The organism is Pseudoalteromonas sp. 1181_04, from assembly GCF_052850545.1.
Genome location: NZ_VXCS01000002.1, coordinates 192,728 through 218,695, shown reverse-complemented (window position 1 = coordinate 218,695; position 25,968 = coordinate 192,728). Strand labels below are relative to the sequence as shown.

22 protein-coding genes are annotated in these 25,968 nt (G+C 40.3%); 4 read left to right on the top strand and 18 right to left on the bottom strand.

Translation table 11 applies throughout. The features are described from left to right. Nucleotides 1-51: 51 nt before the first annotated feature. From odhB to sdhC, 6 genes are all read right to left on the bottom strand, one after another. Complete coding sequence (gene odhB / locus FW757_RS02370; RefSeq protein ID WP_182717861.1) at nucleotides 52-1,566, bottom strand: 2-oxoglutarate dehydrogenase complex dihydrolipoyllysine-residue succinyltransferase; 1,515 nt, start codon at nucleotides 1,564-1,566, stop codon at nucleotides 52-54. Between the two features lie 3 nt (nucleotides 1,567-1,569). Continuing rightward, on the bottom strand, nucleotides 1,570-4,389 hold the full coding sequence (locus tag FW757_RS02365) for a 2-oxoglutarate dehydrogenase E1 component (RefSeq protein ID WP_182739261.1): 2,820 nt from the start codon (nucleotides 4,387-4,389) through the stop codon (nucleotides 1,570-1,572). Between the two features lie 86 nt (nucleotides 4,390-4,475). Next, complete coding sequence (locus FW757_RS02360) at nucleotides 4,476-5,192, bottom strand: succinate dehydrogenase iron-sulfur subunit (RefSeq protein WP_064666153.1); 717 nt, start codon at nucleotides 5,190-5,192, stop codon at nucleotides 4,476-4,478. Between the two features lie 10 nt (nucleotides 5,193-5,202). Further along, the gene (sdhA, locus tag FW757_RS02355; protein WP_182717863.1) at nucleotides 5,203-6,975 is read right to left on the bottom strand and encodes a succinate dehydrogenase flavoprotein subunit; all 1,773 of its coding nucleotides are present in this window, start codon (nucleotides 6,973-6,975) and stop codon (nucleotides 5,203-5,205) included. Continuing rightward, nucleotides 6,976-7,323, bottom strand: coding sequence for a succinate dehydrogenase, hydrophobic membrane anchor protein (sdhD, locus tag FW757_RS02350; protein WP_169017830.1), 348 nt, complete (start codon nucleotides 7,321-7,323; stop codon nucleotides 6,976-6,978). It lies immediately after the preceding gene. After that, nucleotides 7,314-7,691: a succinate dehydrogenase, cytochrome b556 subunit gene (gene sdhC / locus FW757_RS02345; RefSeq protein WP_446440819.1), complete on the bottom strand. Its 378-nt coding sequence runs from the start codon at nucleotides 7,689-7,691 to the stop codon at nucleotides 7,314-7,316. Before sdhC ends, sdhD begins: the two co-directional genes overlap by 10 nt. Before the next feature lie 411 nt (nucleotides 7,692-8,102). Between sdhC and FW757_RS02340 the strand changes: the two genes are divergently transcribed. The 3 genes from FW757_RS02340 (at nucleotide 8,103) to FW757_RS02330 (ending at nucleotide 11,161) form a co-directional block, all read left to right on the top strand. Further along, nucleotides 8,103-9,389: a citrate synthase gene (locus tag FW757_RS02340; RefSeq protein ID WP_149981074.1), complete on the top strand. Its 1,287-nt coding sequence runs from the start codon at nucleotides 8,103-8,105 to the stop codon at nucleotides 9,387-9,389. 130 nt (nucleotides 9,390-9,519) lie between these two features. Next, nucleotides 9,520-10,734, top strand: coding sequence for an aminotransferase class V-fold PLP-dependent enzyme (locus FW757_RS02335; RefSeq protein WP_404698889.1), 1,215 nt, complete (start codon nucleotides 9,520-9,522; stop codon nucleotides 10,732-10,734). Nucleotides 10,735-10,747: 13 nt separating this feature from the next. Continuing rightward, a complete protein-coding gene (locus tag FW757_RS02330) occupies nucleotides 10,748-11,161 on the top strand; it encodes a SufE family protein (protein WP_182761321.1) in 414 nt (137 codons plus the stop codon). On the opposite strand, the gene tcdA is transcribed toward FW757_RS02330, so the two are convergent. From tcdA to FW757_RS02295, 7 genes are read right to left on the bottom strand one after another with little or no spacing between them, the layout of a single operon-like run. Then, on the bottom strand, nucleotides 11,158-11,958 hold the full coding sequence (tcdA, locus tag FW757_RS02325) for a tRNA cyclic N6-threonylcarbamoyladenosine(37) synthase TcdA (RefSeq protein ID WP_182777569.1): 801 nt from the start codon (nucleotides 11,956-11,958) through the stop codon (nucleotides 11,158-11,160). The two genes, FW757_RS02330 and tcdA, sit on opposite strands and share 4 nt — an antisense overlap. Next, nucleotides 11,959-12,633: a TIGR01621 family pseudouridine synthase gene (locus FW757_RS02320; protein ID WP_257325926.1), complete on the bottom strand. Its 675-nt coding sequence runs from the start codon at nucleotides 12,631-12,633 to the stop codon at nucleotides 11,959-11,961. A gap of 3 nt (nucleotides 12,634-12,636) precedes the next feature. Then, nucleotides 12,637-13,395 (bottom strand): 3-deoxy-manno-octulosonate cytidylyltransferase, encoded by a 759-nt coding sequence (gene kdsB / locus FW757_RS02315; RefSeq protein ID WP_149981069.1) that lies wholly within the window; start codon nucleotides 13,393-13,395, stop codon nucleotides 12,637-12,639. Then, a complete protein-coding gene (locus FW757_RS02310) occupies nucleotides 13,383-13,580 on the bottom strand; it encodes a Trm112 family protein (RefSeq protein ID WP_182761317.1) in 198 nt (65 codons plus the stop codon). The genes kdsB and FW757_RS02310 overlap by 13 nt, the downstream gene beginning before the upstream one ends. Then, nucleotides 13,570-14,550 carry a tetraacyldisaccharide 4'-kinase gene (gene lpxK / locus FW757_RS02305; RefSeq protein WP_404698890.1) on the bottom strand — a complete coding sequence of 327 codons (981 nt, stop codon included), beginning with the start codon at nucleotides 14,548-14,550 and terminating at the stop codon, nucleotides 13,570-13,572. Before lpxK ends, FW757_RS02310 begins: the two co-directional genes overlap by 11 nt. After that, nucleotides 14,547-16,292 carry a lipid A export permease/ATP-binding protein MsbA gene (gene msbA / locus FW757_RS02300; protein WP_182783662.1) on the bottom strand — a complete coding sequence of 582 codons (1,746 nt, stop codon included), beginning with the start codon at nucleotides 16,290-16,292 and terminating at the stop codon, nucleotides 14,547-14,549. The genes lpxK and msbA overlap by 4 nt, the downstream gene beginning before the upstream one ends. Before the next feature lie 58 nt (nucleotides 16,293-16,350). Next, nucleotides 16,351-18,384, bottom strand: a complete 2,034-nt coding sequence (locus FW757_RS02295) for a DNA internalization-related competence protein ComEC/Rec2 (protein ID WP_446440818.1) — start codon at nucleotides 18,382-18,384, stop codon at nucleotides 16,351-16,353. Between the two features lie 225 nt (nucleotides 18,385-18,609). Here FW757_RS02295 and FW757_RS02290 point away from each other — a divergent pair, with 225 nt between their 5' ends. Further along, the gene (locus FW757_RS02290; RefSeq protein WP_182830447.1) at nucleotides 18,610-19,119 is read left to right on the top strand and encodes a DUF2062 domain-containing protein; all 510 of its coding nucleotides are present in this window, start codon (nucleotides 18,610-18,612) and stop codon (nucleotides 19,117-19,119) included. A 111-nt stretch (nucleotides 19,120-19,230) separates the two neighbouring features. Here the strand turns inward: FW757_RS02290 and FW757_RS02285 are convergent, their stop codons facing one another. The 5 genes from FW757_RS02285 to FW757_RS02265 form a co-directional block, all read right to left on the bottom strand. Then, nucleotides 19,231-20,964 (bottom strand): DUF3466 family protein, encoded by a 1,734-nt coding sequence (locus FW757_RS02285; RefSeq protein ID WP_446440817.1) that lies wholly within the window; start codon nucleotides 20,962-20,964, stop codon nucleotides 19,231-19,233. Between the two features lie 11 nt (nucleotides 20,965-20,975). Next, complete coding sequence (gene uup, locus FW757_RS02280; protein WP_182717873.1) at nucleotides 20,976-22,895, bottom strand: ATP-binding cassette ATPase Uup; 1,920 nt, start codon at nucleotides 22,893-22,895, stop codon at nucleotides 20,976-20,978. A gap of 15 nt (nucleotides 22,896-22,910) precedes the next feature. Continuing rightward, nucleotides 22,911-23,147 carry a glutaredoxin family protein gene (locus FW757_RS02275; protein WP_149981062.1) on the bottom strand — a complete coding sequence of 79 codons (237 nt, stop codon included), beginning with the start codon at nucleotides 23,145-23,147 and terminating at the stop codon, nucleotides 22,911-22,913. Next, nucleotides 23,140-25,257 (bottom strand): bifunctional 23S rRNA (guanine(2069)-N(7))-methyltransferase RlmK/23S rRNA (guanine(2445)-N(2))-methyltransferase RlmL, encoded by a 2,118-nt coding sequence (gene rlmKL / locus FW757_RS02270; protein ID WP_145233826.1) that lies wholly within the window; start codon nucleotides 25,255-25,257, stop codon nucleotides 23,140-23,142. The genes FW757_RS02275 and rlmKL overlap by 8 nt, the downstream gene beginning before the upstream one ends. A 90-nt stretch (nucleotides 25,258-25,347) precedes the next feature. Next, a complete protein-coding gene (locus FW757_RS02265) occupies nucleotides 25,348-25,878 on the bottom strand; it encodes a cell division protein ZapC domain-containing protein (RefSeq protein WP_145233823.1) in 531 nt (176 codons plus the stop codon). Nucleotides 25,879-25,968: the final 90 nt, after the last annotated feature.

The following is a 25,968-nucleotide window of genomic DNA, read 5'->3' as shown; positions in this document are numbered from 1 at the left end:
CAAAAAAAAAGCTGTGAATATGACTCACAGCTTATATTTTATACTACTGAATTAAACATCCAGTAATAAACGAGTTGGATCTTCAAGTAACTCTTTAATTGTTACTAAGAAGCCAACAGATTCTTTACCATCTATTTGGCGATGATCATAAGATAATGCCAAATACATCATAGGAAGAATTTCAACTTTACCATTCACAGCCATTGGACGATCTTGGATTTTATGCATACCCAAAATTGAAGACTGCGGTAAGTTAATAATAGGTGTTGATAGTAACGAACCGAACACACCACCGTTAGTGATAGTGAAGTTACCACCGGTCATATCGTCAAGCGTCAGCTTACCGTCACGACCTTTAAGTGCTAGTTCACGAATACCTTTTTCGATTTCAGCAACAGATAGCTTATCGCAATCTTTTAGTACTGGAGTTACTAAACCGCGCGGCGTAGAAACAGCAATGCTGATATCAAAATAGTTGTGGTATACGATATCATCGCCATCAATTGAAGCATTTACATCAGGGAAGCGTTTTAGTGCTTCAGTAACTGCTTTTACGTAAAAAGACATGAAACCTAAACGGATACCGTGACGTTTCTCGAACACTTCTTGATACTGCTTACGAAGATCCATGATTGGTTTCATGTTAACTTCGTTAAATGTCGTTAACATTGCAGTAGAGTTTTTCGCTTCAAGAAGACGATTAGCAATGGTTTTACGTAAACGTGTCATAGGCACGCGTTTTTGTGTACGGTCACCCATTGGTGCCGCTGGCGCTGCTTCAGCTTTCGCCGCAGGAGCTGGTGACTTCAAGAATTGATCAACATCTTCTTTTGTCACACGACCATTTTTACCAGAGCCTTTAATTTTAGAAGCATCTAGGCCTTTTTCTGCGATTAAACGACGCACTGACGGTGTTAACACGTCTGAGCTATCGCTAGAATCAGCAGCTGGAGCTTGTTCTTTTGCTGCAGGGGCTGCAGCTGGTGCGCCACCGGCTTTAACTTTACCGATAACTTGGTCACCCAGTACTGTATCGCCTTCTGCGTGAATAATTTCACCCATTACGCCATCTTCTTGAGCAACAACTTCAAGAACAACTTTATCAGTTTCGATATCAACTAGGTTTTGATCGCGTGTTACTGCGTCACCTGGTTGCACATGCCAAGTAGCTACTGTCGCGTCTGCGACTGATTCTGGAAGTACAGGTACTTTAATGTCCACTTCTTTACCTTCTGATGCTGGTGCTGATTGCGCCGCTGGCGCGTTTTCTTGTTTGTCCGAAGCTGGTGCAGCTTCGCTCTTTGCGTCTTCAGTTGGCGCAGCTGCATCAGCCTCACCAATGATACCGATCACTTGGTCGCCAAGTACGGTTGCACCTTCTTCTTGTGAAATTTCAGTGATCACACCATCATGTGGTGCAACAACTTCTAAAACAACTTTGTCTGTTTCGATATCTACTAAGTTCTGATCACGGCTTACTTTGTCGCCAACACTTACATGCCATGTAGCAACGGAAGCATCAGCAACCGACTCAGGAAGAACAGGAACTTTAATTTCTGTGCTCATTGCTTATCCTTTATTTTCAATAGTAAGCGCGTCTGCGACAAGCGCTTGTTGTTCTTTAGTATGCACTGACATATAACCACACGCTGGAGAAGCAGAGGCTTTACGACCTGCATATTTAAGCTTCGCACCTTGTGGGATTGCATCTACAAAGTGGTGTTGTGAACAATACCAAGCACCTTGGTTTTGCGGCTCTTCTTGACACCAAACAAAGTCTTTCACATGTTGATAACGCGCCATAATGGCTTCCATTTCATCATGTGGGAATGGGTATAACTGTTCAACACGCACAATAGCTATATTGTCTTGCTCAAGCTTACGACGCTCTTGTAATAGCTCGTAGTAAACTTTACCACTACAAAATACTACGCGTTCTACTTTCTTAGCATCAATATCATCGATTTCATCGATCATATTATGGAATACACCTTCTGCAAGCTCTTCAAGCGACGACGTTGCAAGTGGATGACGTAACAATGATTTAGGTGTCATAACAATCAGTGGGCGACGCAGTGGTCTTACTGATTGACGACGTAACATTGCATATACTTGTGCCGGTGTTGATGGCACACATACTTGCATGTTGTGATCAGCACATAGCTGTAAGAAACGCTCTAAACGTGCTGAACTGTGCTCAGGACCTTGCCCTTCATAACCATGTGGCAATAAAATGGTCAGTCCACATAAGCGGCCCCATTTTTGCTCACCTGAACTTAAGAATTGGTCAAATACAACTTGGGCGCCGTTAGCAAAATCACCAAACTGTGCTTCCCACAATACTAGTGATGTTGGCTCTGCTGTCGCATAACCATATTCAAACGCCACAACCGCTTCTTCTGAAAGCACAGAGTCAAATACTTGGAAAGTACCTTGATCTTCACTTAAGTGCTGTAAAGGCGTGTAAGTGGCCCCATCAGTTTGACTATGTACAACTGCATGGCGGTGGAAGAAAGTACCACGCCCTGAATCTTGGCCTGTTAAACGAATATCAGTGCCTTCAGTTGCGATTGTTGCATAAGCAAGTGTTTCTGCCATACCCCAATCAAGTGGTTTCTCACCGTTAGCCATTAATTTGCGATCATCGTAAATCTTTTTAACGCGAGACTGGGCTTTATATTGCTCAGGGTAACTTGCTATTTTGTTACCCAGTTCTTTTAATTTTTCAACTGGAACGCTGGCATCGTAATCAACACTCCATTCATGGCCAACATACTTAGCCCAATCAGATGAGTGTGATGTTTCTGGTTGAATTTCTTCAACAACACAATTGCCTTCGTCTAAACCATTACGGTAGTCATCAGCCAGTGCTTTAATTTCATCTTCAGTAAACGAGCCTTCAGCCATTAACTGATCTGCGTAGATCAAACGTGGCACAGGGTGTTTTTTGATTTTTTGGTACATGATCGGTTGAGTCGCATTCGGCTCATCCGCTTCATTATGGCCGTGACGACGATAACAAACTAGATCAATAACCACATCACGTTTAAATTGATTTCTGAAATCAAGTGCTATTTGCGTAACAAATGCAACCGCTTCAGGGTCATCTGAATTAACGTGGAAAATAGGCGATTGCACCATTTTTGCGATGTCTGTACAGTAATCTGTTGAACGTACATCGTATTGTTTGCTTGTAGTAAAACCAACTTGGTTGTTCACTACAATGCGAATACTACCACCACAACTAAACGCATTTGTTTGCGATAAGTTAAAGGTTTCTTGAACAACACCTTGGCCTGCAACTGCCGAATCACCATGAATGGTGATAGGTAGTGCTTTAATACCTGAACTGTCACCCAAACGGTCTAAACGTGCACGAACCGAGCCCATAACTACTGGGTTTACGATTTCAAGATGCGATGGGTTAAAGGCAAGAGCCATATGAACTTTGCCACCTTTAGTAGCAAAATCCGAAGAGTAACCCATGTGGTATTTAACATCACCTGAGCTTAATGTTTCTTTATGCTTGCCAGCAAACTCATCAAATAGTTCTGATGGATTTTTACCAAGTACATTGACAAGAACATTTAAGCGACCACGGTGAGCCATACCAATTACCGCTTCTTGTTGGCCACTTTCGCCAGCACGGTGAATAAGCTCTTTCAGCATCGGTACTAACGCATCACCACCTTCAAGTGAGAAACGTTTAGCACCGGGGAACTTAGCCCCTAAATATTTTTCAAGACCATCCGCTGCGGTTAATCCTTTTAGGATACGCAACTTTTCATCTTTACTGAATGTTGGACGTGATTGCACTGACTCTAAACGTTGCTGTAACCAACGCTTTTCTTCAGTTGATGTGATGTGCATATACTCAGCGCCAACAGAACCACAGTATGTGGTCATTAGAGCTTGATATAACTCACCTAAAGGCATGGTATCGCGGCCTACGGCAAACGATCCCACGTTAAATTCACGGTCAAAATCAGCTTTAGATAATTCATGATATTCAAGCTCTAAGTCTCGAACACGTTCACGTTGCCAAATGCCCAATGGATCTAAGTTGGCATTTTGGTGACCACGGAAACGGAAAGCATTTATAAGCTGGAGAACTTTGACTTGTTTAGGGTCACTGCTTCCACCTTCTGCTACCACTACTTCTCTATGCTTGTTTTTCGCAAGCGCCGCAAACTGTGCCCGAACTTCTGAATGCTTAACTTCAACATCCACACCATCAACTTTTGGTAATTGTTCGAACACTTCTCGCCATTCTTCTGGCACAGAAGTCGCATTGTCTAAATACGCTTCATAAAGCTCTTCTATATAAGCAACGTTTCCGCCGTTTAAATGTGAAGATTCTAGCCATGCCTTCATCACACCTTCGTGCATTTATAAGCCCTTTTCTTTAGCGCAGAAATTAATTGTTATAACAAGATGGCTAATTTACATTAGCCATCTTACATTTATCAATATTATTAAACTGAACGGTTTATTAACATTGATTTGATTTGTCCGATTGCCTTAGTTGGATTAAGACCTTTAGGACAAACGCTAACACAGTTCATGATACTGTGACAACGGAACACGCTGAATGCATCGTCTAAGTCAGCTAAACGCTCTTCTGTTGCTGTATCTCGGCTATCTGCCAAGAAACGGTAAGCATGAAGAAGACCAGCTGGACCGATGAACTTGTCTGGATTCCACCAAAACGAAGGACACGATGTTGAACAACATGCACATAGAATACACTCATACAAGCCATCTAACTTGTCACGTTCTTCAATTGATTGAAGACGCTCACCTGCAGCAGGTGTATCGTTAATTAGATAAGGCTTTACTTTTTCGTATTGAGTGTAGAACTGACTCATGTCAATAACAAGGTCACGTACCACTGGTAAACCTGGTAATGGACGAATTACGATTTTACCTTTGCCACCTTTTTGTAGCGTTGATAAAGGAGTAATACATGCTAAACCATTTTTACCATTCATGTTAACACCGTCAGAGCCACACACACCTTCACGGCATGAACGACGAAATGATAACGTTGGATCTTGCTCTTTTAATAATAAAAGTGCATCCAATACCATCATGTCGTGGCCTTCTTCCGTTTGCAAAGTATATTCTTGCATACGGGGGGCGTTATCAACATCTGGATTATAACGATAAACAGAAAATTGTACTTGTGCCATCGTCTCGCTCCTAGTAGGTACGTGCTTTAGGTGGAAATGCTTCGCGCAGTTTCGGCGCATAGTTTACATCACGCTTGCTCATTTCATCCGTTACCGGATTGAATACTGAGTGACATAACCAGTTTTCGTCATCACGATCTGGGAAGTCAAAGCGAGAGTGTGCACCACGGCTTTCTGTACGGAAGTTTGCAGCAACTGCTGTTGAGTATGCTGTTTCCATCATGTTATCTAACTCTAGACATTCGATACGTGCAGTGTTGAAGTCTGATGATTTATCATCAAGACGCGCATGCTGCAGACGTTCACGAATTTCTTTAAGCTCTTTTAGACCGGCTGCCATTGACTCACCTTCACGGAATACCGAGAAGTTAAGTTGCATACACTGCTGTAGGTCTTTCTTGATTTGTACTGGATCTTCGCCTTGACCAACTGTTGAGTTCTCCCAACGATTGAAACGAGCGAGTGCAGCGTCTAAATCTGATTCTGAGGCATCTTTTGATACTTCAACGTCATTTAGGTAAGTGCCAAGGAAGTTACCTGCAGCACGCCCAAACACAACTAAATCAAGTAATGAGTTACCACCTAGGCGGTTTGCACCGTGTACAGATACACAGGCAATTTCACCAACAGCAAATAAACCTTCAACTACTTTTTCGTTGCCGTTAGCATCGATTTGTAGCGCTTGACCATTTACGTTAGTAGGAACACCACCCATCATATAGTGACAAGTAGGGATTACTGGAATTGGCTCTTTTGCAGGGTCAACGTGAGCAAATGTTTTAGCAAGATCACATACACCTGGAAGACGTAGGTTAAGCGTTTCTTCACCTAAGTGATCAAGTTTAAGCTTAATGTGTGGACCCCAAGGACCATCACAACCACGACCTTCACGAATTTCTGTCATCATTGAACGGGCAACAACATCGCGTGACGCTAAGTCTTTCGCATTCGGTGCATAACGTTCCATGAAGCGTTCGCCATCTTTATTTAAAAGATAACCACCTTCACCACGACAACCTTCCGTTACTAGCGTACCCGCACCAGCAATACCGGTTGGGTGAAACTGCCACATTTCCATGTCTTGCATAGAAATGCCAGCACGTGTCGCCATACCAACACCGTCACCAGTGTTAATGTGAGCATTAGTAGTTGAAGCGAAGATACGACCCGCACCACCTGTTGCTAGTACCACAGCTTTTGATTTGAAATAAACAACTTCGCCTGTTTCAATATCAATAGCAGTACAACCAACTACATTACCATCATCGTTTTTAACTAAATCTAATGCATACCACTCAGAGAATACATTGGTTTTGTTTTTAACGTTTTGTTGATAAAGAAGGTGCAATAACGCATGACCTGTACGGTCAGCCGCAGCCGCGGTACGTGCTGCTTGCTCGCCACCAAAGTTTTTCGATTGACCACCGAAAGGACGTTGGTAAACACGGCCATTTTCAAAACGAGAAAACGGTAGACCCATGTTTTCTAATTCAGTAATTGCTTCTGGGCCAGTTTTACACATATATTCGATAGCGTCTTGGTCACCGATGAAATCGGAACCTTTAACGGTATCGTACATGTGCCATTCCCAGTTATCTTCATGTGAGTTACCCAGCGCAACCGTAATACCACCTTGTGCAGACACAGTGTGTGAACGCGTTGGGAAAACTTTAGAGATAAGTGCACAGGTTTTACCTGATTCAGTGATTGCAAGTGCCGCGCGCATACCCGCACCACCTGCGCCAATCACGACGGCATCAAATTCACGAACAGAATATTTCACTTAAACACCCCATAGAACGATTAGACCAATTGCTACGTATGCAGCGGCCATTAGGTTCAAAACAAAACCTAAAACAGCACGCAATTTTGCGCATTTAACGTAGTCAGTCAGTACTTGCCAAAGGCCAATACGGGTATGAACCATAATGCAAACAAGGGTAATTAGTGTGAACCCTTTCATTGCTAGGTTTGAAAACAGGCCTTGCCATGCTTCGAAAGTGACTTCTGGTGTACATAAGAAGTAGCCAATAATAAAAATCGCATACGCGGTAATTACTAGTGCCGTGGTACGTAACGAGACATAATCTTGTATGCCGTCACGTTTTAGAGTTGCTTGATTTAAAACCATATCCACCCCCCTGCTAATACAGAAGCCACAACGCCAAGTGCCATTGCAATTTTAGCGCTAAGGTTACCTGATTCAAGTTCTTCCCAATGTCCCATATCCATAATGATATGACGGATACCACCAATAAGGTGATACGCCAATACAGAAATGGTGCCCCAAGCTATAAATTTGGCAATGAATCCGCTAAACAGACCCTTGACGAATTCAAAACCTTCAGCTGAAGAAAGAGACTCTGACCAAGCCCAAATGACAAACGTTAAAGCAAAAAATAATGCAACACCGGTGACGCGGTGAAAAATTGATGCTTTAGCCGCTGCCGGCATAGATATAGTTGTTAGATCTAGATTTACAGGTCTTTGCTTTTTCACAGTTACTTGCCCATCTTGCCCACTAGGAGCTCATCTACTTGTTTTTCTTAACCCACCAAAAAACGATTTTTCTGATGGAACTATCTAAGTAAAGCGTTTTGTTACGACTAAAATTCACATTTTTGCAAAGATTAGCTGTAAAAATAACGTTTACCTACAGACAATACGGTATAAAACCTTCGATAGTATATATAGCCAGAGGTCTTTTTACAATTCTTGTTTAGTTATAGCTATTTGCGAATTAGCCAATGGTATAATATTTAATCCCGTGAGAATATTTATTATACATTTGTGCATAATGTTTATAAAAATTGACTTTAACCCCCTCTTTCACGTTAAAATGAAAAGAATGTGCTTAAACAGATTCAGAACATAACAATCAGAGTTGTTATCTTAATAGGAGATAAATAGATGGCGGATAAGAAAGCCACAGTCCATATTGATGGTCTAGATCCAATCGAACTTCCAATTTACCAAGGTACTGCTGGTCAGGATGTAATCGATGTACGTACGTTAGGTGCTCATGGTCATTTCACATATGATCCAGGTTTCATGTCGACTGGTTCTTGCGAATCTTCAATTACATATATCGACGGTGGCAAAGGGATATTACTTCACCGTGGTTACCCAATTGAACAACTAGCCGAAGACTCAGATTATGTTGAGTTGTGTTATTTACTGCTAAATGGTGAGTTACCAACTAAAGAGCAATATGCTGATTTTGCATCACAAATTACACATAGCACGATGCTTGATGAGAAAATTGCAAACTTCTTCCAAGGTTTCCGTTTTGATGCCCATCCAATGGCTATGCTATGTGGTGTAGTTGGTGCATTATCATCTTTTTATCATGAAGATCTTGATATTACTGATGCAACACAACGTAAAACAAGTGCAGTAAAATTAATTGCTAAGCTACCAACTATCGCAGCGATGGCTTACAAATATAACGTAGGTCAACCATTCGTTTATCCACGTAATGATTTAAGCTATGCAGAAAACTTCTTACATATGATGTTTTCTGTACCAGCTGAAGAATATAAAGTTAATCCAGTGACTGCTAAAGCAATGGATAAAATCTTTATGCTTCACGCTGATCACGAGCAAAATGCATCAACGTCTACAGTACGCTTAGCTGGCTCTTCTGGTGCTAACCCATATGCATGTATTGCAGCGGGTATCGCATCACTATGGGGCCCTGCACATGGCGGTGCTAACGAAGCATGTTTAAACATGTTAGAAGAAATTGGCTCTGTTGATCGCATCGACGAATACGTTGCTAAAGCAAAAGATAAGTCGGACCCATTCCGTCTTATGGGCTTTGGACACCGTGTTTACAAAAACTTCGACCCGCGTGCAACTGTAATGCGTCAAACCTGTCACGAAGTACTTGCTGAGCTTAATATTCAAGATCCATTGCTGGATATTGCAATGAAACTTGAGCAAATTGCCTTAGAAGACCCATACTTTGTTGAGAAGAAACTTTACCCTAACGTAGACTTCTACTCAGGTATTATCTTAAAAGCAATTGGTATCCCAACAAGCATGTTCACTGTGATCTTCGCAATGGCACGTACTGTTGGTTGGATCACACACTGGGACGAGATGTTATCGCAACCTGGTCATAAGATCAGCCGTCCACGTCAGCTATATACTGGTCACACACACCGTGATTACGTAGCGACAGACAAGCGTTAATTTTAGTTAATGCTAAAAAGGGCCGCATTTGCGGCCTTTTTTGTATCTAGTCCTTGAGAAATATCACAAAGCCATTACAATTCCGATTCAGTTTTTAATTCGGCTTTGCTGTGCTTGGTGTTGAAAAGTTATGTTTAATATAGAAAAAATTCGCGCAGACTTTCCTGCCCTAAAACAACTCATCAACGGGCAACCGCTGGTCTATCTTGATTCGGCTGCAACCACCCAAAAACCACTGTCAGTTATCAGCGCGACTGAGCAATTTTACGCACGCAATAATGCTAATGTTCATCGTGGCCGCCATACCTTAAGCGAACAAGCAACCTATGCCTATGAACAAGCAAGACAGACCGTTGCCAATTATTTTAATATCGAGGCAAATGAATTAGTTTGGACCAAAGGAGCTACTGAGGCAATAAACTTAGTGGCGAATGGCTTAACTGAGCAGCTTGATAATGATTCAACCATCATCATTTCAGCCTTAGAGCATCACGCTAATATTGTGCCATGGCAACAGTTAGCAAAGCGCACGGGAGCAAAGCTACTGGCACTTCCGTTACAAAAAAATGGCTGCTTTGATGTTCAAGCATGTGTTGAATTCATCAGTCAGCATAAGCCATCTGTACTTGCTATCACTCACGCGTCTAATGCGCTTGGTAATATCACATATCTTGACCCAATATTACATGCCGCAAAACGCCATGACGCAATTACCTTAGTGGATGGCGCGCAGGCTGCGCTACATTTACAGCCAAATTTACCTCAACTCGGTTGTGATTTTTATGTTTTTTCGGCTCATAAAATGCTCGGCCCAACCGGATTAGGTGGATTATATGGTCGCTATGATCGGTTAAATAGTTTAGCTGTGTATCAAACTGGTGGCGAAATGATTGAAACTGTTACATTAGCAAAAACAATATTTCGTCAGGCACCAGCAAAGTTTGAAGCAGGTACACCAAACATTGCTGCAGTGATCGCTTTTGCAGCTGCAATCGATTATCTAACCAGTTTAAATAAGACTAATGTATATACTCATGAACAAGTAATTTTTAATTATGCGGCAGAAAAACTGCAATCCATCGCAGGAATTACCGTTTATAGCAACCTTGAGAACAATATTGGCACCCTTTGTTTCAATTATAAAGACGAACACCCTTTCGATATAGCAACACTTTTAGATGGTTATGGTATAGCAGTTCGCAGCGGTCATCATTGTGCGCAGCCATTAATGCAACATTTAGGTATTAATGGCAGTGTTCGAGCCAGCTTTGCATTTTATAATAACCATAGCGATGTTGATTTATTTATCGCTGCTTTGCAAAATTGCTTAGAGTTATTAGACTAATTATGGATAAGACATGATTAAAACGTTTAAAGAAATTGCTTTATCGCTTGAGAGATCGCCATCATGGCAACAAAAATACCGTGAAATAATGCTACTAGGTAAACAATTACCAGCTATGCCGGCTGTTTTAAAAACCAGTGATGCCCTTGTGCCTGGCTGTGAGAGTAAAGTTTGGCTGTATTTGGATTTTGATCTTGAAGAAAATTGCCTAGTTATTATTGGTGACTCAGATACCCGCATAGTAAAAGGATTATTAGCGATCATTTTGTCGCTTTATAATGGCTTAACCCCTGAACAAGCTATTAACACTGACGCATTTGCACAGTTTAATCATCTAGGGCTTATCCAGCACCTTAGTCCTTCCAGAGGCAACGGTATTAAAGCCATGGTTGAGCGTATTCAAACCATGGCAGAACAGAAAAACTAACTTTTCACGGTACGTGCGCAGCGATCTAAATATTTACGTATTGATTTTGCTGCGACAAAAAAACCAAAACTTCCGGTTACCATAGTCGCTGAACCAAAACCGTTGTTACAATCCATATTCATCGAGCCATCAGCCCCCTGTTTAGCATGACAAACGCTGCCATCAGTACTTGGATATACCAATTGCTCAGTTGAATAAACACAATCGATGTTGAATTTTCGCTTTGGATTGCTACTAAAGTTGTACTGCTTGCGCAAAATATATCGGACTTTTGCCAGTAATGGATCATGGGTGGTCTTTGCTACATCACCAAAAGTGATTTGACTCGGATCAGTTTGACCGCCAGCACCACCGGTGGTGATCACCGGTATTTTGTTACGTTTACAATGCGCTATTAATGCCGCTTTTTCTTTTACTGCATCAATGCAATCTATGACATAGTCAAAACCACTTATATGCTCACGAATATTATCTAAAGTAATAAAATCATCGACAACACTGACCTCACACAGTGGATTGATCAATTCACAGCGGGCCTTCATTGCGACAACCTTTGCTTCCCCTACTGTACCTGTTAAGGCATGAATTTGCCGATTTACATTAGTTGCACAAATATCATCAAGATCAATTAAGGTTATTTTACCAACTCCAGTACGTGCTAGAGCCTCTGCCGCCCACGAGCCCACGCCACCAATACCAATAACACAAAAGTGGGCTTGTTGTAGCCATTCAAATTCAGTGTTGCCATATAATCTTTTGATACCACCAAAACGGATATCGGTTACTTTTTCACTCATTTACCAATCCAGTTGCCATGGTGTCTGCCAAGGCTGAAAATTTTCATGTTCAATTAATGTTGTAAACTCATCATCGTAATGCGGTAACAAACTAAATTGCTGTAGTTTACCTTGCCACACAAAACTTAGTGCAAAAGCATGTAAATAGGTGCGCTCAGCAGCAGTACCACCGTATATTACATCACCTAAAATCGGCGCAGAAAGGCTTTTTAGCGCGACCCGTAGTTGGTGCGTTTTACCCGAGTAAGGCTTTAAAATAAATGCCCTTCTATTGGCTTTAAAATTAATAGAATAAAAGCGAGTTATGGCTGGGTTTTCTTTACTTGTTAGTAGCTTATAGGTACTACGGCGTGATTTAGCCATATCCCCTTTGATCCAACCTTGCTTTTTCTTCGGTTTGCAATCACTTATCGCCAAATAAAACTTATTAACTTGATGAGCAGTAAATAAAACTGTCAGCTTTGCAGCCGCTTCACTACTGCGTGCTAAAATTATTAGCCCCGATGTCACTTTATCAAGGCGGTGCACAGCATATAACTTTTCTGCCAGTTGTTGCTCAGCGAGTACTACAAACCCTGGGCCTTCTTCACTATGGAAATTAAGCCCGGCAGGTTTTTCTATAATATAAAAATCAAGGTGCTTTGCTATAACCTTGAGTAATGTGAACGTGTTCACCACTTAATGACTTTGCAGTATAGCGACTACACGCGCTAAATCATCAGGCGTATCAACCCCTGCTTGCGGTGTTATTTTTGCCTGTTCTATTTTTATTTTATAGCCATGATATAAAACACGTAATTGCTCAAGAGATTCAAGTTGCTCTAATGGGGATGGCGTCAGTGAGATGTATTGTTTAATAAAACCAGCGCGGTATGCATAAATACCCACATGACGTTGAAAATCTTGTATGTCTAATCCGTTATTTTCACCTGTGTACATATGACTTCGATCATAGGGAATGCTGGCACGAGAAAAGTACAGTGCGTTTTTATTTACATCGCTGACGACTTTAACTGCGTTGGGATTAAAGATCTCATCGACACTATCAATGGCAGCACTCAAGGTCGCCATTGGCGCACTTGAATTAGCAAGTAAAGCAGCAACTTGCGAGACATTTTCAGCGGCTAATAAAGGCTCATCACCTTGTACATTCACTACAATAATATCGTTATTGAGAGATAATAAATCAACAACTTCTGCTAGCCGTTCAGTGCCTGACTGATGATCATCTCGAGTCATTAATACATCATTAGTAAAACCTTTGACAACATCAAAAACCTGTTGGTGATCGGTGGCTATCACGACCTTACTTGCCCCTGACGCCATCGCCTTTTCATAAACATGTTGGATCATCGGTTTGCCACAAATATCAGCAAGTGGTTTACCTGGTAGACGACTCGATGCAAAGCGTGCAGGAATAACGACTACGAATTCCACTTTTCAATCTCTTCTAGGCTCAATTCACGCGCTTCATTTTCTAGTAATACAGGAATATCATCACGAATAGGGTAAGCAAGTTTTGCAGCTGTGCTGATCAATTCATTGTTTTCTTTGTCTAAACGTAATTTGCCTTTACACACTGGGCAAGCAATTATTTCAAGTAATTTTGTATCAAAGGCCATCTAGGATCCCTTTTTCTCTCAGTAATAAGTTAAGTTTAGAAACCACCGCAGGGGATGGCTCTGCGTCAACGGGTAAAAAATACCACGTTGGTTTTGCAAATGAATGACATTTTACCGCATCTTTCTCCGTCATAAACACTATTTCATCATTAAATTTTATGAAATCTTGTGCTGTATAACCATAATGATCTCGAAAATGATGGCAACTTAGCAATGTAATGCCTTGTTGACGTAAGCTATTTTCAAAACGTTGTGGATTACCAATGGCGCTCACTGCGTGACCGGTCAAAAGCGGGACTTGAGTGGCTATATTAGTGGCAACATTTACTAAATCAGCACTTTTTAGCTGATAATTAAACGTGGCATCCCCCCCATTTTCAATAACTAAGTCAACTGATTTTAAACGTTTTTGTGTTTCTCTCAGTGGCCCCGCAGGCATTAACAAGCCATTGCCAAAACGCCGTTCACTATCAACAATACAGCACTCTATTGTTCTGGCCATTTTATAATGTTGCATACCATCATCGGAAATAATCACATCAAGCTGATATTGCGCAATTAATTGTTTTATATTCGCTTGTCGATCTGGGCCTACAACTACAGGGCAGTCAAGCCTGCGTTGAATAAGTACGGGCTCATCACCTGCCTGAGTCGTGTCGGTATGCTCAGTCACAGTAAGTGGATAGCTATCACTATTACCGCCATAGCCGCGACTAATAATGCCAACCCTTAAGCCACGCTGCTGTAGGTAATTCGCAAGCCAGATCACAAAGGGGGTTTTCCCATTACCACCAACGCTAATATTACCTACCACGATAACTGGCACAGGGCTTTGGTATGCCTTCAATAAACCTAGCTTATACGCTAATTTACGCAGATCACTTATAAACCAAAATAATACACTCAGTGGTAAAAGTAATATGGTAATAAAGCTTATTTCTCGATACCAACTCTGTTCTATTTTACTCACCCGTGATCACCAAATTGCATCTTGCAAAGCGCTGCATACGTGCCATCATTAGCCAGTAAGCTGGTGTGATCACCACTTTCTATCACTTGACCATTATCAATAACATAGATGCGGTCGCTTTGTTCGATTGTTGATAATCGGTGGGCAATCACAATAGAGGTTTTATTTTTCATTAATGCTTCTAAAGCTTGCTGGATCAGTTTTTCAGACTCAGTATCCAATGCAGAGGTTGCTTCATCTAAAATCAAGATTGGTGCATCTTTTAATATCGCCCGCGCAATTGCTATTCGTTGTCGCTGCCCGCCTGATAACATTACACCATTCTCACCGACCATGGTATTTAGACCATCGGGTAAATCTTTAACAAATTCCCACACATGTGCTTGTTTTGCCACATTCAACACCTCGTCATCGCTAAGTGAACGTGCAATGCCATAACTGATGTTATTAGCAATAGTGTCATTAAATAACACTACTTGCTGGGATACTAAAGCAAATTGGCGACGTAAATCAGTTAACTTATAATCCGCCAATGGCACACCATCGAGTAAAATCTCACTGGGCGGTTGTAAGTCATAATAACGCGGTAATAAGTTTGAAATGGTTGATTTACCAGAACCAGAACGCCCAACTAACGCAATACTCTCGCCTGCTTTTATAGTGAGCGATAAGTTTTTTAATACAGCTTCTGCTTTCGTTGGGTAATTGAAGGTGACATTTTTAACTTCAATCATACCTTTTACTTTATCTACACTAATTGTACCGACGTCTTTTTCAGCCTCTTCATCAAGCACTAAAAAAATACTTTGCGCTGCAGATATGCCACGCTGTAAATCACTATTTACATTAGCTAATTGCTTTAAAGGGCGTAATAACATCATCATCGATGAAATAAGCACCACAAAATCCCCAGAGCTCACTGTATCAATCATTGATGGCATGGAAACCACCCAGAGAATAACGGCCATTGCACTGGCAGCCAAAATTTGAATCACAGATACACTAAGCGCTTTAGTGGCATCCATTTTGATACGCTGCTGACGGTTATGGTTATTAATTTTTGCAAACTGAGTTATTTCTTGCGCTTGACCGCCAAAGCCATGAATAACTTTATGACCACTGAGCATTTGCTCTGAGCTACGGGTAACTTGTCCCATTGCTGATTGAATGTTTTTAGAGATATGGCGAAAACGTTTTGATACAACAGAGACAATAACGGCCACTAAGGGAATTATAACCAAAAAGATTAACGACAGCTTCCAACTGGTATAAAACATCACAGCTAGCAAAAACACCACAAACGCGCCTTCTCTGACCACAATGAGCATCGCTTTGGTGATCGCTTGCTGTACTTGCTCTGTATCGAACGTTATTTTTGAAATCAAATCACCCGTTGAATTTTGATCATGAAATGCAACCGGTAAATGTAAAATATGCTCAAATAATTGCTGACGTAACGAACGGACAACTTGTGAACCCACATAACTTAAACAATAAGACGAGATATAATTAAAAACACCTCGGCCAAATACTAACGCGATGACAACAAATGGCGCGTATTTTAATACTTCAGCGTTGCGTTGATTTAAGCCCTGATCTATAAATGGCTTCATTAGTTGGATAAATAAAGCATCCATCGCTGAGTAACCAATCATGCCAATAACAGCAAAAATGGCAACGCTTTTATAATCCCCCACATACGTCAATAAACGCTTATAAATTTGTGATGTAGTCTGGTCCATAATACTCTCTTATTCATAATCTGTGGCTATTGTAGCCTCCAGTTGCACAAAACTAAACTCAATCTTTTAGAAACCAATAACTTTCATCTTCACGAGCTAGGTTTACTGTGTAGTGATGTGGATAAAATTCAATTTTAACCTGCCCTTTATTCGCTGTTGTATATTGTAAAGCATGCTGTGTAGCATAACGTGCTATAACTTCTGTACGTGGAAATTGCCACTGTCCTTTATATGCCGTTGAATGAATAACAATCTCAGGAGCAACCGCAGCAATAAATGCATCACTCGATGAGGTATTACTGCCATGGTGAGGACTCAGTAATACCGTACTTTTAAGCACCCCTTGCTGCTGGATTAGTTGCGCTTCTCTTGTTGCTGAAATATCACCTGGAAGCAAAACACTGAACCTGCCATCGCTAATGCGCACGACACAAGAGTTATCATTATCAGTTATTAAATGCTGTGCTGGCTCGCTCACGGTAATGGTTAAGTCATAAAAACTATATTCGCCCGCTCTGCAAACTTGCTCTGGCCCATTTGGTTGTAGCAATTTAAAAGTATGCTGATAACCTTGCTCTAACCAATGGATAAGCCCTCCAGCATGGTCTTTATCCATGTGGCTGATGAGCGCAACTTCCGCCTCAATGCCGTTTCTTTTTAAATAAGGTATTAAGGTGCTGTTGACCCGCGTAAATGTATTAAAATAAATTGGGCCAAGATCATAGATAAAACCTTTATCTCGATTACTGACTAACACCATGGTGCCATGACCGACATCGAATACATTTAGCTGCCAGCGCGGTTTGGTCAGTAAATAATGATCGAGTACAACCAGTAATAATGGTATGCATGCCAATAAACGCCAGGGCAAAAAACACACAATTATTGCTGTAATGTAGCTACTAATAAGCCATTGCTGGCTAAAATTTGTGGTATCAAACCAACGAAAATCAACCGGGATCAACAATAAGAGTTGATAAATATGTTGTAATAATGAATCAAACACACTAATCAACCCACTAATATCAAAAAACACACTCATTGCAGAAAACATTACTAAGCAAGGCATGATAATTAAACCAAGTAATGGGATAGCCACTAAATTAACAACTAAGCCAATTACACTGACCCCATTAAAATAATAAAGTGATAATGGTAGTAAACCAATAAACAATGCAAGCTGTAGAATAATAAGTGTTTTTATGATGGCTAAAAAGCCGGAGCTGGTTACGGTTATAACACTAAAAACCCAAAAGATAATTGCCACCGCAGTGAATGAAAAATAAAGTCCCGGATTAAGTAAACTAAATGGATCAATTAGTAATACACATACCAATGCAAACAAGATAAATCGCCAGCGTAGTGCCTGCTTAGCAAAGTAATAAATAACTAAATAACACCCTAGCATGATCAGCGCACGCGTTGCAGAGACGATAAAACCACTTAAGTACACATAACTAAAAGCAAGCACAAATCCACCTAAACTATAAATAAGTGACAAATTGATCTGCTGTGTAGTTGGTTTAACCACAAAAATAAAAAGGCTTGTTAAATAGCGAGTTATAAAAAAACCGATACTAAACATCAAGCCAATGTGTAATCCCGAAATAGCCAATAAATGGCTAATACCAAATTGCTGTAATTCTTGCTTTTGTGAAAAACTCATAGCACTGCGGTCGCCAGTCATTAGCGGATAAAACAGCCAATTTAGTGAGTTATGCTGGTAGGTATGTTTGATAAAATTACGATATTTTTCAATTAGCTCAAATTCATGGTTGTTAGATATTTCGATAATACTACCAACTTGCTTGCCTTTAAAAAATAGTCGCTCACTAAATGCGTAACGCTCTTTATCAAACACATCATAATTTTTTTGGCTGCGATATTTTTCTAATTCAAGCCACGTTGTAACGTGATCACCTACTTTGAGTCTCTGGTCGTTTTTTAATGTGAGCAATGCAAAAGGAGGCTTAATATTTGATAGAGGCTGATTATCTATCTCATTGAGCTGAACTTTTAAATAATAGTTATCACGCTGAGAAATAACTTCAACAATCGTAACATTACTTAGATGTGGTTTATTTTCATCCAAAGCCAAGCTGGAAATTGCATAAAAGCTGGAAAAATGTCCCCATACACACAAAATTCCACAAATAAAACCTAACAATACACTGTAAAACGGCTTAAAATAGGCACTCGCAATTAACAGAGATAACGCGAAAACTGTAAATACAAGGGTCTGATAATAATAAACGGTTATGATACAACCAACGACAAACCCAACGCTTAACCAAACAGATGTAAATGGTTGCTTTAAATGGCTAAAAAAACGATCCAAAGGTTTTTACCCGATCACAATAAAGTTAAACATCATAAATATTTAAAAATTTTTGGTCGTTTACTCCACGATGCTAATCTATGGCATTTAAATCGTCGCTCAGCTCGTGGGGCATTTTCAGTCGGTTTATTCTTCGCTTTCATCCCTGTTCCTTTTCAGATGGTGCTTGCTGCTGCGTTGGCTATTCCATTACGAGTAAATCTACCTATTTCTGTCGCCGTAGTATGGATCACCAACCCGCTAACCATGCCGCCTATTTTTTATTGTTCGTATTTAATTGGCACGTTAGTGTTAGGGCAGCCGGAGCAACATTTTGCATTTGAACCAAGTTGGCAGTGGTTTATGGAAAGCTTAACCACCATTGGTCCTGCTTTTTTAGTTGGCTCGTTTATTTGTGCGTGTGTTGCCTCCATAATAGGCTATTTCGGTGTTGATTTACTATGGCGCCGCTCAGTGCGTAAAGCATGGTTAAATCGTCATAAAAAATAACTGTTTCAATTTAAAGTATAGACAAAAAAAACCCTGCTTAGCAAAGCAGGGTTTTTTATTTTAATACTAAGTGACCGTTAATGCTGGATCACCTAGCAATAATTTCAATACTTATCGCAATATACGACGCAGACCAACTAACGGTAGTAACAATAACGTATACCAAGGAGAACTAGACGATTGACGTTCATAAGTTTCCGTTTCAGGAGCTGAACAACTATCAATAGTCCCGTTAATAGGAGATAACTTCACTGGCACTGCAATACTTTCGTATTCTATTTCACCATTGATATCTCGTACAACACCGCCTAATGAATCAGTTTTTTCGACCGTTTTAGTAGCAACACCAAAAATTTCGTTTTTATTGTTAATCACTTTAGCTTCTGCAACAACATAACCGTAACGTGTTTCACCATCTGCTTCGTAGCAAGGCAGTAAATCATTTATGTTTGTAATCGCATCTTCACCAATCTTGTACAGGAAACCTTCGCGGCGACGCGCACCAACATTAAATAGGTCAGTTTCACCTTCACCAACAATATAACCATTGTCATTAATATCATTGGCAACTGAGCTGGAGCTATTAAAGAAATCCGTTGGGAATACAGTACTATTACTGGCAACATCATGATAAAAGAATTTTTGACGATCTGAGCCATCAATTCTCTTTATTCCATAACCAACAATCGTATTATTATTATTAATTGCTACTGCCTTACCACCTGTCCAATCATCTTCTTGATTGAGCATTTCAACAACGTTTCCGTCTTTGTAATAAACAGGCAACGATCTAATTGTTGACGATCTGTTATTATCACGAATGTCAGAGTAACCGGCAACAATACCATTACTATTAACAGCAAGTGCATTACTTATAAATGCAAACCCATCATCATCTTCTGGTGTAAGACCCAAACCAAGCGGTTCAGTTTTAGTAATGTTTAAATTTGTATCAAGTGTCCACTTAACTGCACGGGTATCGAACAATCGTGATGATGTGCTTCTATACAAATTCTCAATACAAACACTGACAGGTTCATCTTCACCATCACAATTATCATCAATATTTTCTTGTCTATCAACTGGGATCCCTGTTGATACTTGCCCAACGACAATATAACCGGTGTTTGTTTTAACGATATCGTTGGTTGAACTTAAGCCACCAAATTCCGCATACTCAGGCACTAACGGCACATTTAAACCCGATGGCGATACAACAATGCCCCGAGAGATAAAATCACGCACGAATCGTGTTTCTTCTTCACTTTCACCCTCAGGAAGAAAGCTAGTTTTCTCATAAGGTGCACTGCCCCAACCCACAGTAACACCGTCTTCAGCCACTGCATTATAGTTATTGCTAACTGATCGTGTAAGGCCATCATAATCGACTGATGCAACATCAAACAGTACTTGCTCTTGAGCTTCACCATTCAAAACATGGTAACCAACAATATTTGCCAGTTTTTGATATTCTGAGTTATTAGCTTGTGCTGATAAAAATGAAAGCATAAAACTGTGTGCATCTGGGTTAGTTGCCGCCGCATTATTTTTTTCAATATCATCAAGCGTAAAAGTAATTTCTTTATCAATGTTCTTAAAATACTTTTCTCGCTCACGGTAAGCACTTTCAATTACATTATCACCAAAATCGATATAACTAACATCAATAGGTAAATTGTAAATACCGTTAGCAACGCCGATTATATTGCCACTTTCGCTGACATCTTTTACGTAATTATGCTTGGCTTCGTCTAAAGAACTCAGCTCTGTCAACTGATATGTTGCACTGATTGCTGATGTACTCATCGTAGCTAAAATACTAGCCGCGAGTAATTTATATTTCATTTTAGTCCTTACTACTGATTCTTTAAATCTTCAAGTTCTTCCCAGCGCTCCAGAGCGGCTTCAAGGTCAGACTCAAGTTGTGCTAAATGGTTCAATTCTTTGGTTGTCGCACTGGCATCTTGTTTAAAGAAATCAGCGTCATTAACCACAACTTGCTGTGCTTCTAATGCTTGTTCAAGTTGTTCCAGCTTACTGGGTAATTGTTCTAATTCAAGTTTTAATTTGTAAGAGAGTTTATTACTTTTGTTATCTGCTTTAGCCACAGGAGCTGGTGCAACGACTGCTTCTTTTTTAGCAGGTGTAGTTAGCTGTTTTTTTTGTTCCTGTGCTAAATAATTAGCATAGGCTTCATAATCACTGTAACCACCGACAATATCTGTAATTACCCCATTACCTTCAAATGCCCAAACACTGGTACAGGTATTATCAATAAACTCACGGTCATGGCTTACAATTAACACAGTTCCCTGATACTGATTAATAATATCCTCTAACAGCTCAAGGGTTTCTATATCTAAATCATTGGTTGGCTCATCAAGCACAAGAATATTTGATGGTTTTAAAAATAGTTTAGCTAATAATAAGCGATTTTTTTCACCGCCAGAGAGTGCTTTAACTGGTGTACGAGCACGCGCAGGTGGGAATAAAAAGTCTTGTAAATAACCGAGTACATGACGTGAGCGTCCGCCCATCATTACTTCTTGCTTACCTTCGGCAACGTTATCTTGTACGGTGGCTTCTTCATCAAGCTTTTGGCGGTATTGATCAAAGTAAGCAAACTCTAAGTTCACCCCTTGCTTAACAATCCCTGCATCAGCTTCAATATCACCAAATAGCAGTTTTAATAAAGTCGTCTTACCAATACCGTTAGGGCCAACTAAGCCAATACGATCGCCACGCATTACTAATGTAGAGAAGTCATTGGCGATAACTTTATCTTTATTAAATGCATGATTTAGATGTTTAGCTTCAAATACTAATTTACCTGAACGGTCTGCAGTTTCAATATTGAAGTCAGTTTTACCCACTTGATCAACACGCTGTTTGCGTTCATTACGTAGCTGTTTGAGCTCGCGGACACGCCCTTCATTACGCGTTCGACGTGCTTTTACACCTTGGCGGATCCACGTTTCTTCTTCTGCTAAGCGTTTGTCAAATAATGCGTTTTGCGTTTCTTCTACTTTTAAATCATGGGCTTTTTGCTCTAAATAAGTAGCATAATCGCCAGGGTATGAAATTAACTTACCACGATCTAAATCAAGAATACGCGTAGCAACTGCACGAATAAAAGCACGGTCATGAGAAATAAAGACAATACCGCCTTTAAACTCTTTTAAGAATTGTTCAAGCCACATCACACTTTCCATATCTAAATGGTTAGTAGGCTCATCAAGTAATAATAAATCCGGCTCACTGACAAGTGCCCGTGCAAGAGCAACTTTGCGTAACCAGCCACCAGAAAGTGATTCAAGTTTGGCTTCTGGTGCTAATTCTAACTGTGTTAATACAAGTTGAATTCTACTATCAAAACGCCAACCATCTGCGGCTTCGAGTTGATTTGATAAACGTTCAAGTTTATTAAGTAGTTTATCTGTGCAGTCAGTTTGTAACTCAGTGCTGACGTGATGAAAGTCAATTAATAAATTTGCAATCTCAGGCATACCTTGAGCAACATAATCAAACACCGAGCCACTAGCCCCTTTTGGTGGATCTTGCTCTAGACGCGATATTTTAATACTACCTAACTGATTTATTTCACCATCATCTAAAATAACTTGGCCATCAAGGACTTTTAGTAACGTTGATTTACCCGCACCATTACGACCAACCACACACACACGCTCACCAGTTTCGATGACGGCATCAGCGTTGTCTAACAGTGGATGCGTACCATACGCGAGTTGAGCTTTAGAAATTCTAATTAAATCCATACTATCTGTTTACTCTTATTCTGTTTGCGTAAAAAACTGACGCACATCTTGCGCAGTGAAAGGCCAAAATAATTGCGGGCCTTGATCGCTTTTTAAAACGGGTATACTGGTCTGATATTCTGTAATTAATTCTTCATCACTCATAATATCAACAAGCTGTAACAGATCATCACCTAACAACGGCGTGATCAAGCTCTGCGCTTGCTCACATAAATGACAGCCATCGGTATGATACAAAATCCACTTAGCCATGGGTTATCAACCAGCTATTATGTATTTTTTTATTGCGTTTAAAGTCAGGAGAAATCGTCTGCTCTGAAATATTAACAGCTTTTAAGCCTAAGCCAATCAAGCCAACTTCATCCATGGTGAAGCCACGCATATTATTCGAGAAAATCAACGTGCCAGATGGACTGAGGATTTTTTTGACCCATGTCAGTAATTTAATATGATCATTTTGTACATCAAAAGCATCTTTCATGCGTTTTGAATTTGAAAACGTTGGCGGATCTAAAAAGATCAAATCGTATTGGCTTGTGGCATGCTCAAGCCACTTCAAACAATCAGCTTGTTCGAAACGATAACGAGTATTGCTAATATTGTTCAGGTCAAAGTTATCTTGGCCCCATTTTAAATAGGTTTTCGATAGATCAACCGTGGTTATCGCTTTAGCGCCACCCAGAGCGGCATGTACAGAGGCTGTCCCTGTGTAGGCAAATAAATTCAAGAAGCGTTTATCTTTGGCATTTTCTTGGATATAACGACGCGCAAGACGGTGGTCTAAAAACAAGCCAGTATCTAAGTAATCAAATAAATTGACTTTAAACTTCGCGCCAAACTCCTCAACTACTTGAGTACGATTTTGCTTAGCCATCGGTGTGTATTGCTCTTCACCTTTTTGCTTTTTACGTACTTTTACAGCAATATTTCCAGGTGCTATATTGAGCTGCTGTGAGGTTAACGAAATCACGTCTTGTAAACGTTTGTGCGCTGTTACATCGTCAATTTCTTTCGGCGCAGCGTACTCAAATATTACCGCTGAATCACCATAAATATCAACAGCTACATTGTATTCAGGGATGTCAGCATCGTAGACACGATAGGCCTGCACATCATTTTGTTTGAGCCAATTTTTCAAGCCTTGCTTATTCTTTTTAACCCGATTAGCAAACGACATTGAACCTTCAAAGTTCAATGCAGGCTTATCTTCAGTTGTTTGGCTGACTTGTTTGTCATCAAGTTGATATAAATTAAGTACCACATCAAGTGGACCATTTTTAAATTTATAACGCTTGAGTTTCACCAGCTTTAATAATTTAAATAAACTCTCATCCATGCCTAGTAGAGCAAGTTTCCAGTTATTAAAATGTTTTTTAAAGCCTGTACCTAAAGCACTGTGTAAACTTACCAACTCAGCCATCGAACCAATACGTTCACCATACGGTAAATTTGAAATAACCACACCTGGTAATTTTGCCACTGAGGTAAGCTTAGTTGCATCGCTTTGTTTAAACTTGATCACATCACCTAGATCAGCTCTACGAGCATTATCTACTGCTTTGCTTAGTACATTAGCGTCATTGTCATGGCCAATAAGCCATAGTTTAGGATCTGTAATTTGTGCTGTAAGCTGCTCTTTTAACTCTTTGTATTTAGCAATACGGAAACTTGGTAAGCGCTCAAATGCAAATCCCTCACGGAATAAACCCGGCGCTTCATTACGCGCCATGCCAGCAGCTTCAATCAAAATAGTACCTGCACCACAGCAGGGATCAAATAGCGGCTGTTGAACATTGTCAAGCCAACCACTGCGTTTGATCAGTGCTGCCGCTAAATGCTCTTTAATAGGTGCCTTACCTTGACCTTCTCGATAACCACGTTCAGATAAACGCGGTCCTGAATAATCGATATACATGGCCACACCTTGACGCGATAAACGCGCAACAACGCGTACATTGGCATCTTGTTTATCAACGTTTGGCCGCTGTTCAAATAAATCATTAAAATAATCAACAATCGCATCTTTGATCACTAAACCTGAGAACTGGGTATTTTTAAGTGAGTCGTTGGTACCATTAAAGTCGACTGCAAAAGTTTGCGTTGGACCAAACCATTCCTGCCAAGGCTGTGAGCGAGCAAAATTGTAAAGGCTTTCTTTATTATTTACGCCCTCTTTCTCTTCGATCAACATCAGCACTCGTGTCGCGAAGCGGCTCATTAAACAGACCTTTTGTGCTAATGTAGTGTCGGCGTCAAAACGCACAGAACCGACTGTTTGTTTGGTCACCGTAGCGCCAATGTCAGTAAGTTCATCAACCAATAAATTTTCGATTCCGATAGAAGTAAGTGCGATAAAATGCAAAGTAATAACCCTTAATAGCTAATTGCGCGGGATTATAACATAGGTTGGGCGACAAACACGCGATAAACAAAGGAACTACAAAAAATATGCTTAGGCTGTTTTACTGTTTTGTGCGTGGTTATAAATTGGATGGACACGATTGTTAAGTATACGAATAGCTTCAAATTGATTAAGGCTTAAGTTTTCATCAAGCTTAAAATGCTCAGATAGACAAATGCATAAAGAGGCTTCTTTACAGTGGTCAACAATCAAAAACTCACCACTTTGTTCGCTAGTTTGCAATTTTATAACGGCTTCTATACTGGGCTCATTGCCTTTGTAGGGTTCGAAAAACCAACTTTTTGCCAGCATTGGCTTTAAATAAAATTTAGCTGCTGTCGCATTGAGCGCAATTTGACATAGCTGCGCGCCATTCCAAAGATTAAATCCAGCAAGATATTGGTAAACCTGCTGATAAAAGGCGGCATCTTCTAAACTAAAGTTAGGTTGGGTTAAAATAGCATCGGTGAGTTGACGTAGTTTATAAGGCGTGCACAGCTGCATATCTTGATCTAAATCGATCAATAAACGATTTCTTACTGGACAAGCAATCCATTTCCACTGCTTTGATGCTTGTAACATGCGTTCCCTACGCCCCTACTAATTAATCTTATGAATATTGTAGTATAGCGGCTTTTGACCAATTAATATATATTTCTTTAGAACATTTAT

Excerpts from the sequence above, each read along its gene's own strand:
- FW757_RS02330 (WP_182761321.1), top strand. The coding sequence starts at position 10,748 with ATGATTAAAACGTTTAAAGAAATTGCTTTATCGCTTGAGAGATCGCCA.
- FW757_RS02265 (WP_145233823.1), bottom strand. The coding sequence starts at position 25,878 with ATGTTACAAGCATCAAAGCAGTGGAAATGGATTGCTTGTCCAGTAAGA.
- FW757_RS02285 (WP_446440817.1), bottom strand. The coding sequence starts at position 20,964 with ATGAAATATAAATTACTCGCGGCTAGTATTTTAGCTACGATGAGTACA.
- msbA (WP_182783662.1), bottom strand. The coding sequence starts at position 16,292 with ATGGACCAGACTACATCACAAATTTATAAGCGTTTATTGACGTATGTG.
- FW757_RS02275 (WP_149981062.1), bottom strand. The coding sequence starts at position 23,147 with ATGGCTAAGTGGATTTTGTATCATACCGATGGCTGTCATTTATGTGAG.
- sdhD (WP_169017830.1), bottom strand. The coding sequence starts at position 7,323 with ATGGTTTTAAATCAAGCAACTCTAAAACGTGACGGCATACAAGATTAT.
- uup (WP_182717873.1), bottom strand. The coding sequence starts at position 22,895 with ATGGATTTAATTAGAATTTCTAAAGCTCAACTCGCGTATGGTACGCAT.
- FW757_RS02310 (WP_182761317.1), bottom strand. The coding sequence starts at position 13,580 with ATGGCCTTTGATACAAAATTACTTGAAATAATTGCTTGCCCAGTGTGT.
- FW757_RS02340 (WP_149981074.1), top strand. The coding sequence starts at position 8,103 with ATGGCGGATAAGAAAGCCACAGTCCATATTGATGGTCTAGATCCAATC.
- FW757_RS02365 (WP_182739261.1), bottom strand. The coding sequence starts at position 4,389 with ATGCACGAAGGTGTGATGAAGGCATGGCTAGAATCTTCACATTTAAAC.
- tcdA (WP_182777569.1), bottom strand. The coding sequence starts at position 11,958 with ATGAGTGAAAAAGTAACCGATATCCGTTTTGGTGGTATCAAAAGATTA.
- odhB (WP_182717861.1), bottom strand. The coding sequence starts at position 1,566 with ATGAGCACAGAAATTAAAGTTCCTGTTCTTCCTGAGTCGGTTGCTGAT.
- FW757_RS02360 (WP_064666153.1), bottom strand. The coding sequence starts at position 5,192 with ATGGCACAAGTACAATTTTCTGTTTATCGTTATAATCCAGATGTTGAT.
- FW757_RS02335 (WP_404698889.1), top strand. The coding sequence starts at position 9,520 with ATGTTTAATATAGAAAAAATTCGCGCAGACTTTCCTGCCCTAAAACAA.
- FW757_RS02290 (WP_182830447.1), top strand. The coding sequence starts at position 18,610 with ATGGCTAAAAAAACGATCCAAAGGTTTTTACCCGATCACAATAAAGTT.